Source organism: Shewanella sp. CAL98-MNA-CIBAN-0140 (assembly GCF_040309905.1).
GTDB classification, from domain to species: domain Bacteria; phylum Pseudomonadota; class Gammaproteobacteria; order Enterobacterales; family Shewanellaceae; genus Shewanella; species Shewanella psychromarinicola.
Genome location: NZ_JBEOPI010000023.1, coordinates 31,694 through 48,255, shown reverse-complemented (window position 1 = coordinate 48,255; position 16,562 = coordinate 31,694). Strand labels below are relative to the sequence as shown.

Sequence of the window (16,562 nt, the reverse complement as noted above, 5' to 3'; positions counted from 1 at the left end):
GGCGTTTGCTTAATAGATCTTAAGATCTTTATATAGATCTTTTTATTATACTTATTATTAGGATCGGACTTTTCTGTTGATAACTTTTATTTTTCTTTATAATCATATAGTAATGCAAAACCTAACCTGTTATTTGATCGCGATCAAACTCAAGATAACATGGGGACAGATCGGGGGGTTATCCACAAGGGTGATCATTGAGCGGATCGGACCGTGAATAGTACAGAGTTATGATCGCTAAAAATAATAGCTTATCCACAAAGTTATACTAAAAAAGAGTATATTGTGGATAAGTGTAATCTAATCTGTGAATGGATCATTATTTATTCAGGATATGATCGCGTTTACTGACATTTAGATAAGATGTTGCCATTGCAATAACCACGCTAGAGCGGGTTCTTCCGGTATTGGATCTTGTTGTACATCGATTTGGATCTTATCCACAATAGCTTTAGATCCATTTTGTAAAAGCAGTTCGGTGATCATTTCAGGTCCTTGGCAGAAAGTATCGTAGCTTGAGTCCCCTATTGCACACAAAGCGAACTGGATATGGCTAAGATCGGGTATTTCGATCATTAATTGTTTATAAAAAGGAACGATATTATCAGGTAGATCGCCTGCTCCATGAGTAGAACTGACAATGATCCACAGTGAAAAATCACCTAATTCATCGATATTTGGCTCTATAAATACCTCTGTTTGGTGATTTAACTCAGCAAGTTGAGCTGCCATTTCATCGGCAACATACTCTGAACCCCCTAATGTTGTGCCTACTAATAATGCGATTTTTGCCATTTTAACTCCGAATGATTAATTATATTTGTCCATTATACGCCCATTTTTCATTACCCTGTGTGGCTAACCTCAGTCGTGTATTAGGCTGAATGTAACCATCAAACAACCGGTTTAAATGACTCTTGCTGAAGAAACACGACAGATAGCTGAGTTTGCATGGGGGTCTGAGAGGGTGATGTTATGGGTTGATGACTTATTCTGGCTTATTTACTTTCGATTTGTCCCCTTTAGCTACATAGATCACCCTATTAATGTCGTTAGAGGTCCATATCCTGATGATCGCGCCAAGCATAATATACTCATGCGTGGCGTTTTTCAGGGCCATGAGCGGTACCGTGGGAATGACCTATGTTGCAGTGGCTAATATGTTTGGGGCGGCAAGGGGCTATTTTCGGTTGGGAATTAATCATTAATATATTGATTAATAATAAAAAACGAGCTATCTAGGCTCGTTTTATTATCTGCTTATAGACTTTATAACCGTGCTAGGTGTTTTGCATGAAAACGCAGATGGTCTTCTATAAACGTTGCGATAAAATAATAGCTGTGGTCATAGCCTGGTTGCATTCTTAGCTCAAGCGGATAACCTTTGGCTTTAGCCACTTGTACTAAGGCTTGTGGTTTGAGTTGCTCGTCTAAAAAATTGTCGTTGCTGCCTTGGTCCACTAGCGCGGGGACAAAGTGTTGACTATGGTTCATTAACTCACAACTGTCATATTGAGCCCATTGCTTTTGATCATCCCCCAAATAACCGCGAAAGGCTTTGATCCCCCAAGGGCAGTCTATTGGATGACAAACAGGGCTAAACGCTGACACACTTTGGTATCGCTGTGGATTTTTTAAGGCGATGGTTAATGCACCATGACCCCCCATCGAATGGCCACTGATACTGCGCTGTGTTGTTACCGGAAAGTGGGCTTCAATCAATGCTGGCAGTTCGTTCACTACATAATCATACATTTGATAATGCTGCTTAAATGGTGGTTTTGTGGCATTAAGATAAAATCCTGCCCCTAAGCCAAAGTCATATGCGCCGTCTTTATCATCTGCGACACCTTCCCCTCGCGGGCTGGTATCGGGTGCCACAATTGCTATTCCTAGTTCGGCAGCGATGCGCTGTGCGCCCGCTTTTTGCATAAAGTTTTCATCAGTACAGGTGAGCCCTGACAACCAATATAACACCGGTACTTTTTGGCTTTCTGCTTGTGGCGGTAAGTAAATGGCAAAGCGCATAGTGCAATTAAGTGCGCTTGATTGATGACTATATTGTTTATGCCAACCACCAAATGCTTTGGTACTGCTGATACTTTCAATGGTCATTAAGTGTCCTTATTTGTCAGCAAGCAGTTAAGCAGTCTGAATGCTTAACTGCGCCTGCGATGATGAATTAAGCGTTACTTGGCAAAGTGAATTACACTGCGAATACTTTCGCCTTTGTGCATTAACTCAAACGCATGGTTAATATCTTCAAGACCCATAGTGTGGGTAATAAAGTGGTCTAGTTTGAATTCGCCCGCTAAGTATTGTTCAACAATACCGGGTAACTCGCTGCGTCCTTTTACCCCACCAAATGCACTGCCACGCCATACACGACCCGTGACCAACTGGAATGGGCGGGTTGATATTTCTTGGCCTGCGCCGGCAACTCCAATAATGACCGATTCGCCCCAACCTTTATGACAACATTCTAATGCACTGCGCATCACATTGACGTTACCGATACATTCAAACGAGAAATCCACGCCGCCATCGGTCATTTCTACAATCACTTCTTGAATCGGCTTATCAAAGTTTTTAGGGTTAATGCAATCGGTTGCCCCTAATTTTTTAGCCAATTCAAATTTAGATTCATTAAGATCTATACCAATAATACGGCTGGCACCTGCCATGGTGGCACCAATAATTGCAGATAAACCAATACCGCCTAGACCAAAAATAGCCACAGTATCGCCTTGTTGAACTTTAGCTGTCTTTAGAACAGCGCCCATTCCAGTGGTAACACCACAACCGAGAAGACACACTTCTTCAAGTGGCGCGGTTGGATTCACTTTTGCTAACGATATTTCTGGTAATACTGTGTATTCCGAGAACGTTGAGCAACCCATATAATGGAAAATAGGTTGGCCATCTTTAAAGAAACGTGTAGTGCCGTCTGGCATTAACCCTTTTCCTTGAGTAGCGCGAACCGCGCTGCAAAGATTGGTTTTACCAGAAGTACAAAACTTACAAACACCGCATTCAGCGGTATACAGCGGAATAACATGATCGCCTACTTTTACGCTAGTGACACCGTCACCGACCATATGAACAATGCCGCCGCCTTCATGACCAAGAATCGCTGGGAATACGCCTTCAGGATCATCGCCTGAAAGTGTGAATGCATCTGTGTGACAAACGCCTGATGCCACAATTCGTACCATGACTTCACCTGGTTTTGGGTACATTACATCGACTTCTTCTACCGATAGTGGCTGACCAGGTCCCCAAGCAATTGCGGCTTTTGACTTAATAAATTGTGCTGACATAAATGATTTCCTTAACATTAGCTACCATGGTCGACATGGCTGATCGTAATAACTTCAGTGTAGTGTATTTAGCCATTGTATTTGTTTATCATATAATGATAATTAGCTTGTTTTACAAATGACTTTTACGAGAATGTAATAATGATGAAGTGGGAAGGTATTTTTGAATTTGTTGCCGTGGCCGAAACCAACAGTTTTACGGCTGCAGGTAAGCGTTTGGGTATTTCTACTGCGCAAGTGAGTCGACAAATCAGCCAGTTGGAAAATCGTTTAAACACCAAATTATTTTATCGCACCACCCGTAAGGTATCACTAACTGAAGAAGGCATGGTTTATTATCAGCATTGTCGTCAAGTGTTAAACAGTCTTGATGAAGCAGAGCGAGCTATTTCAAGTTTAAAAGATAAACCGCAAGGCTTGATTAGGATTACCGCGCCAGTGACCTACGGTGAAAAATTTATTATGCCGATAGTAATTGATTTTATGCAGCAATATCCTGACATTGAAGTGGTTTGCGAATTAACAAATCAACAACTTGATTTGGTTGATGGTGGTTATGATTTAGCTATTAGGCTTGGGCGTTTACTCAATTCCAGCATGATGGCAAAACGATTAACCAATAGACGCCAGTACGTGTGCGCCGCACCGAGTTATATTGCTAAATACGGTACACCTTATGCTTTATCTGAACTGACTCAACATAACTGCTTAATTGGCAGTCAGCCTCATTGGCATTTTGTTGAAAAAGGCAAACCTAAGACGGTAAAAGTGCATGGATCTTTGGCATGTAGTAGCGGCTTGAGTTTATTGAATGCGGCAATTTTGGGTTTGGGTATAGTGCAGTTACCGGGATATTACGTCAATGATGCCATTGCTGAGGGGCGATTGGTTGTATTACTTGCACCTTTTCAACAACCAAAAGAAGGCATTTGGGCTTTGTATCCGCACAATCGTCATTTATCACCAAAGGTGAGATTGTTGGTCGATAAGTTATCGCAAGAGTTATCATTAAAGTGATTCAATCACTGATAAATTTAGCTCATAGTCCGTAAAAACCGCGCTATTTGAGCTTTAGGAAGACTGGATATTTTGTTGACCATATCAATGGTAATCGGTTGTTTTGGAAGTTGTTGCTGCAATACTTCTATTTGATGTAACCATAAATGACTTGTCATGGTGGCGTCGGCTAATGCGCGGTGAAATACGCCATCGTTAGGTAACTGATGATGATCCACTAGCGTGCCGAGCTTATGATTGGGGGCATCTTGGCTTATGCGGCGAGATAACAATAAAGAGCAGCAAAAGATCCCTGAATATTTCAGCTTGTGTTGGCTAAATTCAGCATCGAGAAACTTCTTATCAAAGCTGGCATTGTGTGCCACCAAATTAAATCCATCGATAAATTTGGCAAATTGTCCCATTACTTGCTTTGACACTGGGGCATGTTTGAGCATGTCGTTGCTGATACCTGTGTATTGTTCAATAAAGCTATTGACTCGCCGACCAGGATTAATAAGTTCCTGAAAGGTATCGACTATTTGACCATCGACCAATTTTACCGCGCCGATTTCAATGGCACGGTCACCATTATCGGGTGATAAACCTGTGGTTTCAAAATCGAGCACCACAACTTGGTTAGCGAGTGTTGTCATTAATATTGTCTACTTATTTACCGATACAAAATGAACTAAAAATCTTGCCGAGCAAATCATCTGAGGTAAATTTACCGGTGATTTCAGATAAGGCTATTTGTGTCATTCGAAGCTCTTCAGCCAGTAATTCACCGGCTAAATACACTTCAAGCTGTTCTTTACCTAGCTGTAAGTGACTTGCGGCAAGATCGAGTGCTTCTAAATGGCGACGACGGGCAATAAAGCCACCCTCTAAGTTACTTTGGTAACCCATTAATGATTTGAGATGTTGCTTTAACTCATCAACACCTAAACCTGTTTTGGCCGATATCCGATAAACGTTATTGCCCTGTTCTTCGGTTTTGTCTAAGGTTTCACCGGTTAAATCGGCTTTATTACGTACGACTGTAACCCCAAGTTTTGCCGGTAGGCGGTCGATAAAATCTGGCCAAATCTCGTGAGGGTTCACGGCATCGGTTGTGGTGCCATCGACCATAAACAATACTCTATCTGCTGCGGCTATTTCGGCCCATGCGCGTTCAATACCAATTTTTTCAACAGTGTCGAGCGTATCTCGTAATCCTGCTGTATCTATTATGTGAAGTGGCATACCGTCTAAGTGAATGTGTTCGCGTAGCACGTCGCGAGTCGTACCGGCAACTTCCGTTACAATAGCCGATTCTTTACCTGCTAACGCATTCAGTAAGCTAGATTTACCGGCATTTGGGCGACCGGCAATAACAACTTTCATGCCTTCGCGGATAATAGAACCTTGCTTGGCGCTGGCTTGTACCGTGTCTAATTTATTGATGATTTTATATAACGCGTTGGCGATTTTACCATCGGATAAAAAATCGACTTCGTCATCGGGGAAATCAATTGCGGCTTCCACATATAAACGTAGGTTGGTGACTTGGTCGACAAGCTCATAGACTTCTTTTGAGAATTCACCTTGTAGTGACAACAATGCACTTTTCGCAGCCTGTTCACTGGTGGCATCGATTAAGTCTGCAATGGCTTCTGCCTGAGTTAAATCGAGCTTATCGTTCATAAAGGCTTGTTCGCTGAATTCACCTGGTCTAGCAATGCGAATACCATCGATTTCCATGACGCGCTTGATTAGCATGTCGAGCACAATTTGACCACCATGACCTTGTAGTTCAAGTACATCTTCGCCAGTAAAGGAATTGGGTCCTTTAAAAAATAGCGCAATACCTTGGTCAATAACCTTACTGTCAGCACTGTTAAAGTCACAATATTCAGCGTAACGCGTTTTTGGCACATGGCCAATAATGGCGGTTGCAACATTAGTGGCTAAGTTACCAGAAATACGAATGATGCCTACGCCACCTCGTCCGGGGGCGGTCGCTTGTGCCACAATAGTGTCTGTTGTCACGGTAGTACCTATAAAATTGATAAAGGAAAAGGCGGCTAATCAGCCGCCTTTTTAATCAGTTATACAACATTGAGCTTAGGCTTATTTTATGCCATTTTTCTCAAGGCCGGCATAAATAATCTTCTGCTGAGTAATGGCAACTAAGTTACCTACTAACCAGTAAAGTACTAGACCTGCTGGGAACCATAAGAAGAAGACGGTAAAGATAACGGGCATCCACTGCATCATTTTTACTTGCATAGGATCCATCGTTGGCGCAACCGGTTGCATTTTCTGCATTAAAAACATCGACAAGCCCATTAATAATGGCAAGACGTAGTATGGATCTTGTACCGATAAGTCGTTAATCCATAGCATGAATGGCGCATGGCGTAATTCATAGCTTTCTAGCAGCACCCAGTAAAGCGCGATAAAGATTGGCATCTGTAACAAAATAGGTAAGCAACCTCCCATAGGGTTTACTTTCTCTTTCTTGTACAGCTCCATCATCGCTTGACCCATCTTCTGACGGTCATCGCCAAAGCGTTCTTTCATCTCAGTCATTTTTGGCTGCAGATTACGCATTTTGGCCATCGAAGTGTATTGCTTCTTGGTCAGGGGATATAAGCCACCACGTACCGTTAGGGTAATCAAAATAATTGCTACACCCCAGTTACCCACAAATGATTGATAGAACATCAATAACCAATGGATTGGAATGGCTAACCACCATAAGAAACCGTAATCAACAACCAAGTTTAAGGTTTCAGAAATAGCTGAAAGCGCTTTTTGATTTTTAGGGCCGACATAAAACTGTGAGCTAATATCTTGTGTGACGCCTGGTGCAATATCATATACCGCGCCGCGAAAACCTATATTGGCTAGACCACCAGAGACTCTTGAGAAAATGGTGTTTGAATCTATTGCTGGCGGAACCCAAGCTGACACAAAGTAATGTTGTAGCATTGCTGCCCAACCACCTAATGTGACTTTAGCAAGATTCTTATCAGCCATATCGTCAAAATTATATTTCTCATAACGAGTATCTTCAGACGAGAAAGCACCACCACGATAAGTCGGCATAATCATGCTGCTTTCTGATTCTTTAATCGTTTGCTTAATTTGACCATACATTTGCACTTGTAACGGTGCCGTTGAGGTGTTGTTGATAGTGTAATCTACGCCGACATCATACTGACCACGGGTAAACGTAAAGGTTTTTACGTAGGTGACACCGTTGTCTGCTGTAAAAGTAAATGGCACTGTTAATGTGTCTTTGTCTTCAGCTAAAAAATATGAACTGGCTTGAACATTATAAGTTGCACGACCATTAGCACTACTATCAATACCATCACGACCAATAAGGCCACTTTGAGCTATATAAGTGAAATCATTTTGCTGATCTAAAATAACGAAAGGGTCGTTACTGTCTATTTCGCGTTTATGTTCCACTAATGCGGCATAAACAATGTCACCACCAATAGGGCTTATTTTAATAACAAGCTTATCGGTTTTAACGCTAATAAGGTTTTTAGTTGCAGGTAATTCTTCTTGTACCCCAATAACATCTGCTTCTGGAACGTCATCACTGTGTTGTGGGGCGGCGTTAGTTTGGCTAACAGTTTGTGCTGCTGCCGGTTGTGGTGCTTTATCTGTTTGCCATTGTTGCCACATTAAAAAGCTGACAAACAGCAGACCGATTAGCAATATATTGCGTTGAGATTCCATAGCCTATTTATTACACCTGTCATTTTTAGGGGGGACGGGATCACTACCGCCTGCATGTAAAGGGTGACATTTTAATATGCGTTTTATTGCAAACCAACTACCTTTTAGTGTTCCATGTGTTTTTATTGCTTCTATAGCGTAATAAGAACAAGTTGGATTAAACCGACAACGCGGTCCCAATAAAGGGCTGATAATAATTTGGTAACCACGGATAACCGTAGTTGCTAGCCATTGTAACGGCGACTGAGTTTGCGCCATAGCTTTTCTACTAATTTGTGTAGTTCTGCATTTTCCATTTCCATCACGCCATTTCTGACTAATACAACGATATCTATATCTGGGATGTCGTGTTGATGTAAACGAAAACTATCTCTTATCACACGTTTGATACGATTACGTTGGTTTGCACGTTTAACAAAACGTTTTGCAACGGTTAACCCTAAACGAGGATGTTGCTCTGAATTTGGAATTGCGAGCAGAGTTATTTCAGCAGAGGATGCTTTGATTGGATTGGAGAATACAGATTTAAATTGCGCGGGAGTTAACAAACGTAACTCCCGCGAAAAGGTATAGCTAGTCACCTGGTTATCTACTTATGCAGATAAACGAGTGCGACCTTTCGCACGACGACGTGCAAGTACCTTACGGCCACCTACAGTAGCCATACGAGCGCGGAAGCCGTGAGAACGCTTGCGCTTCAGGTTGCTAGGTTGAAAAGTACGTTTACTCATTATGGCAATCCGTCTTTGTTAGTGAATTTTCCTTATCTCCAAAATTAGAGTTAAGGGTAAAAAAGAGGCAGAATTGTAATCACTTTAAGTACTGTCGTCAATAACGAAAGTACTTATATAATAAATTTATGCCAATCTTTATTTGAAGCTACTAACGATTAAGCACCATAAGATGTGGATAAGTCTGTGTACAGACACTATATCTTGTGGATCTTTCATTGTTTCAGTAGATCAAAGAATCGCTATTATAGATCAAGGTGGATCGGTTAATAAAGCTGGATTTGCTTGAAATTCACAATTAATCGATCGTTTTCGATCTTTGATGATCATCGATTTATACATAGAATGATCACGCTGGGGATAAATCTGCTTTTAAGGATAGCGATCATAGTGATCTCACTATAGAATACATCTCCTTTGTTTAAAGATATTTGGGGATAAATAAGTGGCGGTTTCACTTTGGCAACAATGTATCGGCAGACTGCAAGACGAGTTATCAGCGCAGCAGTTCAGTATGTGGATCCGTCCGTTACAGGCTGAAATGGATGGTGATACATTGGTTTTGTATGCGCCAAATCGTTTTGTGCTGGATTGGGTACGCGATAAATACATCAATATCATTAATCAATTTTTTACTGAACAAATGGGCGGTAATGCACCCAAGTTACGTTTTGATATTGGTAGCCGTCCTTCTGCACGCCAAGTTGCGCCAGCGCCTGTAGCTGCTAAGCCTGTGAATCGTCAAACGAAAGCCCAAGTGGGAACGACGTCTTTTAATACCCAGGCCGAACCGATTATCAATCCCAACCACCGCAGTAATATTAACCCAACATATCAGTTTGATAATTTTGTTGAAGGTAAATCGAACCAATTAGGTAAAGCTGCGGCATTGCAAGTATCTGAAAATCCTGGTGGTGCTTATAATCCGTTATTTTTATATGGCGGAACCGGTTTAGGTAAAACCCATTTACTGCATGCTGTGGCCAATGGCATTATTAAAAACAATCCTAATGCTAAAGTGGTATATATGCATTCTGAGCGTTTTGTACAGGACATGGTTAAGGCCTTACAAAATAACGCCATTGAAGAATTTAAACGTTATTACCGCAGCGTAGACGCGTTATTTATTGATGATATTCAATTTTTTGCCAATAAAGATCGTTCACAAGAAGAATTTTTTCATACCTTCAATGCTTTACTAGAAGGTAATCATCAAATTATTTTAACCTCTGATCGTTATCCTAAAGAGATCGACGGGGTAGAAGATCGCTTAAAATCACGTTTTGGTTGGGGGTTAACCGTAGCGATTGAACCGCCGGAGTTAGAAACCCGCGTGGCGATTTTAATGCGTAAAGCACAAGAGAATGGCATTAATTTACCCGATGAAGTGGCTTTCTTTATTGCCAAGCGTTTACGTTCAAATGTACGTGAATTAGAAGGTGCACTAAACCGTGTGATTGCTAATGCTAACTTCACTGGACGTCCTATCACCATCGACTTTGTGCGCGAAGCATTAAGAGATCTCTTGGCACTGCAAGAAAAATTAGTCACTATAGATAATATTCAGAAGACTGTTGCTGAGTACTATAAAATAAAAATGGCAGATATGCTGTCTAAACGCCGTTCTCGCAGTGTGGCAAGGCCTAGACAAGTGGCGATGGCGCTATCTAAAGAACTTACTAACCAAAGTTTACCGGAAATTGGTGATGCTTTTGGTGGTCGTGACCATACGACAGTATTGCATGCTTGTCGTAAAATCGCCCAACTGCGCGAAGAGAGTCATGACATTAAAGAAGATTATGCTAACTTGATTAGAACTTTGTCTTCTTAATTCAGGGATTGTAGACACGATGAAATTTTCAATTGATAGGGACGCCCTGTTAAAACCGTTGCAGCTAGTGTGTGGCGCGGTAGAACGCAGACACAATTTACCTATTTTAGCCAACTTATTAGTTGAAGTTAGTGAGTCCTCACTTAAGCTAACGGGCACTGATTTAGAAGTTGAGTTAGTGGGCCAAGTGGCAATTCATGGTGATATTGATATCGGTCGTACCACCGTTCCAGCCAAAAAATTGCTGGATATTGTTAAGTCATTACCAGAGCAAAGTGAATTAAAAGTCGAACAGCAAGATAATAAATGGTTATTGCGTTCCGGTCGTAGCCGTTTTTCATTGGCAACATTGCCTGCTGAAGATTACCCCAACGTTGAAGAATTCCAAGCAGATATCGAATTTAGCTTAAAGCAAGGCGTGTTGAAGTCGATTATCGATTCAACTCAGTTCTCAATGGCTAACCAAGATGTGCGTTATTACCTTAACGGTTTGTTATTTGAAACCGAAGGTAATGTTTTACGTGCTATAGCCACAGACGGACACCGTTTAGCGCTAAGTCATCGCACGTTAGATATCTCATTACCTGAAAAACAAGTGATTGTGCCTCGCAAAGGGGTGGTTGAAATGGCACGCTTGCTCGACAGTGACGATCAGGACATTACCATTGCGATTGGTGATAATGCCATTCGGGCCGTGACTACCTCCGCTGTGTTTACCAGTAAGCTCGTTGATGGTCGCTTCCCTGATTATCGTAGAGTGTTACCTAAGGGTGGCACTAAAGTGGTCATTGCCAGCCGAAATCAGCTAAAACAAGCATTAACCCGCGCCTCTATTTTGTCGAATGAAAAATTCCGTGGGGTTCGTATTCAGCTTGAACCTGGGTTATTGAAAATTACTGCTAATAACCCAGAGCAAGAAGAAGCTGAAGAAATCATTGATGTTGATTATGACTCTGATAATTTAGAAATTGGTTTTAACGTCAGCTATCTACTTGATGTGTTAAATAACTTAGCCAGCGATGAAGTGCGTATTACCTTAATTGATGGTAATTCGAGTGCTTTGATTGAGAACCACAAAGAAGAAGATTCTATGTATGTGGTGATGCCTATGCGTCTTTAACGGGTTATCGTCTGATTGTTTATTAAGGTGCTGTAAGGCACCTTCTTTGTCTATATAGGATTATTTATTCTGGTTATCACAAATAGGTCTACATGAGTTTATCGCGTCTTACCATTGGTTCATTTCGTAACATTACCTCTGCGTCATTACAGCCTTGTGATGGCTTAAATTTGATTTACGGTCAAAATGGCAGTGGCAAAACCAGTATTCTTGAAGCCATTTACTTTTTGGGTATGGGCCGCTCATTTCGCAGCCACTTATCGCAACGGGTGATCAACCATGATGACGATAAACTGACCCTATTTGCCCAGTTAATTGACGCCGACAGAGACTATAAAATTGGTTTACGTCGCCATCGAAGTGGTGAGATTGAAGTTAAAATCAATGGCGAGAAAGTGAAGCGTTTATCAACGTTGGCCGATACTTTGCCCATTCAAGTTATTACTCCAGAAAGTTTTTCTTTATTGTTCGAGGGACCTAAAGCTCGCCGTCAATTTATCGATTGGGGGGCATTTCATTCCGACCCGTATTTTTATCAAGCTTGGGTGAATACCAGGAAGGTATTAAAGCAGCGCAATCAATTACTTAGAAATCAATCACCCTATAGCCAAATACAATTTTGGGATAAGGAGTTGGTGCGGTATGCTGAACAGGTTACCGATATACGAAATCAATATGTAGACTCGTTAAATGGGCTACTAAAGGGTATAATCGGAGTGTTTTTACCTCATATTGATATTAAGGTTTCTTTTACCCGAGGATGGGACAGTAAAACGGATTTTTCACAATTACTTGAAAACCAATACTCAAGAGATTTAGCCGCAGGTAATACGGGTAGCGGGCCCCATAAAGCAGACTTACGTTTGCGTGTGGGTACTTTACCCGCGCAGGATGCGTTGTCCCGTGGACAATTAAAATTATTAGTCTGTGCACTACGTATTGCACAGGGAAAGTTGCTCAAACAACAGCTAGATAAAAACAGTATTTATCTGGTTGACGATTTACCGTCAGAGTTGGATGCACAGCATAGGCAGCTATTGCTTCAGCAGTTAACCGAAACCGGTGCACAAATATTTGTCACCGCGATTGATCCGCTAACAATAGTCGATTCGTTATCTAGCCCTCCAAACAGGACGTTTCATGTGGAACAAGGGCTGGTAACAGTTATTGAATAACAACGAGAGATAAATATGTCAGAGAATAGTTACGATTCTTCGAGTATCAAGGTATTAAAAGGCCTTGATGCAGTCCGTAAGAGACCTGGTATGTACATTGGTGATACTGATGATGGCACAGGTCTTCATCACATGGTATTCGAAGTGGTTGATAACTCTATCGATGAAGCTTTAGCAGGCCATTGTAGCGAAATCACCATTACCATTCATTCCGATGGTTCAGTCTCAGTAAAAGACGATGGTCGTGGTATTCCTGTTTCGATACATGAGGAAGAGGGTATCTCTGCTGCTGAAGTGATTATGACCGTACTTCATGCTGGTGGTAAGTTTGATGACAACTCATACAAAGTCTCTGGTGGACTTCACGGTGTGGGTGTTTCGGTCGTTAATGCTTTATCGCGAAAGCTGCAGTTAACTATTCGTCGTGCAGGTAAAATCTATGAGCAGTTTTATACTCATGGTGTACCTGATGCGCCTATCAAAGAAATCGGCGATGCGGTGACAACCGGCACCGAACTCCGTTTTTGGCCAAGCAGTGAGACGTTTACTAATAATCTTGAATTCCATTTTGAAATTTTAGCCAAACGAGTACGTGAACTCTCATTCTTGAACTCTGGTGTGGGCATTCGTTTAGTTGACGAGCTCGAGAATAAAGATGAGTTCTTTAGATATGAAGGTGGTATTAGAGCCTTTGTTGACTACTTAAACCGTAACAAAACGCCGATTAACAAAGATGTATTCCATTTTGCACACGAACGCGAAGACGGTATTACCGTTGAAGTGGCAATGCAGTGGAACGATGGTTATCAAGAAAATATTTATTGTTTTACCAATAATATTCCTCAGCGCGATGGTGGTACTCACTTAGCCGGTTTCCGTGGAGCATTGACGCGTAACTTGAATAACTACATGGAACGTGAAGGTTATAACAAAAAAGGTAAAACCAACGCCACCGGTGATGATGCGCGCGAAGGCTTAACTGCGGTTATTTCTGTTAAAGTACCGGATCCAAAGTTTAGCTCGCAAACGAAAGATAAACTTGTTTCTAGCGAAGTGAAAAGCGCTGTTGAGCAAACGATGGGTGAGCAGTTAAACGATTACCTATTAGAAAACCCAGCAGATGCTAAATTAATTGTTGGCAAGATTGTTGACGCTTCACGGGCGCGCGAAGCGGCTCGTAAAGCGCGTGAAATGACTCGTCGTAAAGGCGCATTAGATTTAGGTGGTTTGCCTGGTAAGTTAGCTGATTGCCAAGAGAAAGACCCTGGTCTTTCTGAAATATATATAGTGGAAGGGGACTCTGCTGGCGGATCTGCCAAGCAGGGGCGTAATCGTAAAAACCAAGCTATTCTTCCACTGAAAGGTAAAATCTTAAACGTAGAAAAAGCGCGTTTTGACAAAATGTTATCGTCTCAAGAAGTGGCAACACTGATCACGGCATTAGGTTGTGGTATTGGCCGTGATGAGTATAACCCTGATAAGACCCGTTATCACAATATCATTATCATGACCGATGCTGATGTCGACGGTTCACACATCCGTACCTTGCTACTGACCTTTTTCTTCCGTCAAATGCCAGAATTGATCGAACGTGGATATATTTATATTGCTCAACCACCGCTCTTTAAAGTAAAAAAAGGTAAGCAAGAACAATATTTAAAAGACGAACCCGCGTTAACGGAATATTTAACTACTCAAGCACTTGATGGTACAAGTATTTACCCAAGCAAAGGTGCTTTTGGTATGTCTGGTGAGCCATTAGAGCGCTTGGTGGCGCAGTATCGTGAAGTTGAACGCATCATTAAGCGTCTAGAAAAACGCTTCCCGTCCAACTTACTTGACCGTATGTTGTATCACCCAGAAGTCACCGCGGATGTGTTGAATGACGAAGCGAAAATGACCACATGGTGCAATGACTTTATTGCGGCATTAGTTGAGCGTGAAAATAGTGGCATTATCTACACTGCGAATGTCATGCTTGATCCTGAACGTAAGGTTTACACTCCTAGTGTGACAATCCGTAAACACGGTATTGATTTCAGCTATCTATTTGGTCATGACTTCTTCACGTCAACGGATTACCAACGTATGGCTAAATTAGGTGCTGCGTTACACGGTATGATTGAAGAAGGCGGTTACGTACAACGTGGCGAACGTGTTAAAGACGTTGAAAGTTTCTTAGAAGCGCTAGATTGGACGATTAGTGAAGCGAAACGCGGTCTTTATATTCAACGCTATAAAGGTTTGGGTGAAATGAACCCTGAACAGTTATGGGAAACCACAATGGATCCGGAATCCCGTCGTATGTTACGTGTGACTATTGAAGATGCAGTTGCTGCAGATCAGCTCTTTACGTGTTTGATGGGCGACCAAGTTGAGCCGCGTCGTGAGTTTATTGAAACCAATGCGCTTAATGTTGCAAACTTAGACGTATAACATAAATTATGTGTGTAAATGGGTGCCTTTGGCACCCATTTTTTTACTATATTGATTGCTATTATAATCAATATAGCAATTAATCAACAGCTTATAAGGTTTGTAATCGTGGTTATTAGTTTTTTTAAAAATTTATTTAATTTTCGTGACCACAATGACCAAGTCAAATTTACTGGCATAACCACAGTAGAGAAACGTCAACAAACTAAACCGAAAGCGCCAGTCCCTGCAATTGAGATCACCGTAAATCAAGCCGCTGAATCACAGTTAGACTTGTCTAGTTTATTTTATAGTTTGTTATTTTCAAACCAACAAACGACAGTAACCGGGATCGCCAATAATTTAGAGCGTAGCGTGATGCGAAATATTGAACAGGCATTAAGCTCACCTCAATCGATTGCAGAAAACGTATTAAAGCTACCCAGTAAAATACTGGAACTCGATAAAAAACTTGCCGATGACAGTATTGAAACCCAAGCGTTAATAAAACTCATTGAGCAAGATCCATTATTGTGTGTTGAAGTCCTTAAACTTTGTAATTCATCCGCTTTCAAACGAGCGAATAGTGATGTTAGTAGTATTCAGCAAGCATTAGTTCAAGTGGGTCGACAGCAATTAAGGCAATTTATTACCGCGTGTTTAGCCCGTCAGTTGATAGATATAAAACCTATTTATTTTAGACGGTTCGGCGCTGAAATTTGGCGCCACTCTATGCAAGTGGCTTTCTTGGCCAGCGAGTTAGCCAAGCCTGATCAGCGTGACAGTGCTTTTCTTTTGGGCTTGCTCCATGATGTCGGTAAAATTGCTATTTTTAAAATGCTGGTAGATGCTTTTTATCAAGCTGAACCTGGAGATCAGCCTAACTCACAGCTATTTAAGCAGGTCATGACCACAAAGTCGTTAACCCTGAGTGCGCTTTTAGCCCGTTATTGGCAACTACCACAACACTTTGAAACGCCATTAACTCTCCTTGCCAATAGTAATATTAAGCCTACAGACGATATGGCACTGCTAGTCTGGAAAGCTAATATTATTAGTGAGTGCTCAATGCTAAAGCAAGTCGATAAATTACCTAAACCGGCATTAACGGTTTTGTTAGCTCAAGTAGAGTGTAACGAAGAAGATTTTATTGCATTACATCAAAAGCTTATGCAATTTTAAATTAACCTCAGTCCGGGAATAGGAGCAGTTTTATAACCATTTATGACCCCAAGT

Annotated in this window: 15 protein-coding genes; 6 read left to right on the top strand and 9 right to left on the bottom strand. The window is 41.5% G+C overall.

The genetic code is table 11. The features are described from left to right. Window positions 1-354 precede the first annotated feature (354 nt). From mioC to AAEY93_RS13005, 3 genes are all read right to left on the bottom strand, one after another. Window positions 355-795: an FMN-binding protein MioC gene (gene mioC, locus AAEY93_RS13015; protein WP_351077439.1), complete on the bottom strand. Its 441-nt coding sequence runs from the start codon at window positions 793-795 to the stop codon at window positions 355-357. Between the two features lie 474 nt (window positions 796-1,269). Then, window positions 1,270-2,115, bottom strand: coding sequence for an S-formylglutathione hydrolase (gene fghA, locus AAEY93_RS13010; protein WP_124012916.1), 846 nt, complete (start codon window positions 2,113-2,115; stop codon window positions 1,270-1,272). A gap of 74 nt (window positions 2,116-2,189) precedes the next feature. Then, window positions 2,190-3,320 (bottom strand): S-(hydroxymethyl)glutathione dehydrogenase/class III alcohol dehydrogenase, encoded by a 1,131-nt coding sequence (locus AAEY93_RS13005; RefSeq protein ID WP_101033442.1) that lies wholly within the window; start codon window positions 3,318-3,320, stop codon window positions 2,190-2,192. A gap of 141 nt (window positions 3,321-3,461) precedes the next feature. Between AAEY93_RS13005 and AAEY93_RS13000 the strand changes: the two genes are divergently transcribed. Then, window positions 3,462-4,337 (top strand): LysR substrate-binding domain-containing protein, encoded by an 876-nt coding sequence (locus tag AAEY93_RS13000; protein WP_124012917.1) that lies wholly within the window; start codon window positions 3,462-3,464, stop codon window positions 4,335-4,337. A 17-nt stretch (window positions 4,338-4,354) separates the two neighbouring features. On the opposite strand, the gene AAEY93_RS12995 is transcribed toward AAEY93_RS13000, so the two are convergent. From AAEY93_RS12995 to rpmH, 6 genes are all read right to left on the bottom strand, one after another. Beyond that, a complete protein-coding gene (locus AAEY93_RS12995; protein WP_124012918.1) occupies window positions 4,355-4,972 on the bottom strand; it encodes a 3'-5' exonuclease in 618 nt (205 codons plus the stop codon). A 13-nt stretch (window positions 4,973-4,985) separates the two neighbouring features. Further along, complete coding sequence (gene mnmE / locus AAEY93_RS12990) at window positions 4,986-6,347, bottom strand: tRNA uridine-5-carboxymethylaminomethyl(34) synthesis GTPase MnmE (protein WP_124012919.1); 1,362 nt, start codon at window positions 6,345-6,347, stop codon at window positions 4,986-4,988. Window positions 6,348-6,428: 81 nt separating this feature from the next. Next, window positions 6,429-8,054, bottom strand: coding sequence for a membrane protein insertase YidC (gene yidC, locus AAEY93_RS12985; RefSeq protein ID WP_101033445.1), 1,626 nt, complete (start codon window positions 8,052-8,054; stop codon window positions 6,429-6,431). 3 nt (window positions 8,055-8,057) lie between these two features. Then, entirely contained in the window at window positions 8,058-8,312 is a 255-nt protein-coding gene (gene yidD / locus AAEY93_RS12980) for a membrane protein insertion efficiency factor YidD (protein WP_101033446.1), read from the bottom strand. Continuing rightward, the gene (gene rnpA / locus AAEY93_RS12975) at window positions 8,279-8,635 is read right to left on the bottom strand and encodes a ribonuclease P protein component (RefSeq protein ID WP_101033447.1); all 357 of its coding nucleotides are present in this window, start codon (window positions 8,633-8,635) and stop codon (window positions 8,279-8,281) included. Before rnpA ends, yidD begins: the two co-directional genes overlap by 34 nt. A gap of 12 nt (window positions 8,636-8,647) precedes the next feature. Beyond that, a complete protein-coding gene (gene rpmH / locus AAEY93_RS12970) occupies window positions 8,648-8,785 on the bottom strand; it encodes a 50S ribosomal protein L34 (protein ID WP_101033448.1) in 138 nt (45 codons plus the stop codon). A 445-nt stretch (window positions 8,786-9,230) separates the two neighbouring features. Here rpmH and dnaA point away from each other — a divergent pair, with 445 nt between their 5' ends. The 5 genes from dnaA (at window position 9,231) to AAEY93_RS12945 (ending at window position 16,508) form a co-directional block, all read left to right on the top strand. Continuing rightward, window positions 9,231-10,616, top strand: coding sequence for a chromosomal replication initiator protein DnaA (gene dnaA, locus AAEY93_RS12965; RefSeq protein WP_101033449.1), 1,386 nt, complete (start codon window positions 9,231-9,233; stop codon window positions 10,614-10,616). Between the two features lie 19 nt (window positions 10,617-10,635). Further along, window positions 10,636-11,736 carry a DNA polymerase III subunit beta gene (gene dnaN / locus AAEY93_RS12960; protein WP_101033450.1) on the top strand — a complete coding sequence of 367 codons (1,101 nt, stop codon included), beginning with the start codon at window positions 10,636-10,638 and terminating at the stop codon, window positions 11,734-11,736. Between the two features lie 92 nt (window positions 11,737-11,828). After that, entirely contained in the window at window positions 11,829-12,911 is a 1,083-nt protein-coding gene (gene recF, locus AAEY93_RS12955; protein WP_101033451.1) for a DNA replication/repair protein RecF, read from the top strand. Between the two features lie 15 nt (window positions 12,912-12,926). Beyond that, window positions 12,927-15,347 carry a DNA topoisomerase (ATP-hydrolyzing) subunit B gene (gene gyrB, locus AAEY93_RS12950; protein ID WP_124012920.1) on the top strand — a complete coding sequence of 807 codons (2,421 nt, stop codon included), beginning with the start codon at window positions 12,927-12,929 and terminating at the stop codon, window positions 15,345-15,347. A gap of 108 nt (window positions 15,348-15,455) precedes the next feature. Beyond that, window positions 15,456-16,508, top strand: a complete 1,053-nt coding sequence (locus tag AAEY93_RS12945) for an HDOD domain-containing protein (protein ID WP_351077427.1) — start codon at window positions 15,456-15,458, stop codon at window positions 16,506-16,508. Window positions 16,509-16,562 lie beyond the last annotated feature (54 nt).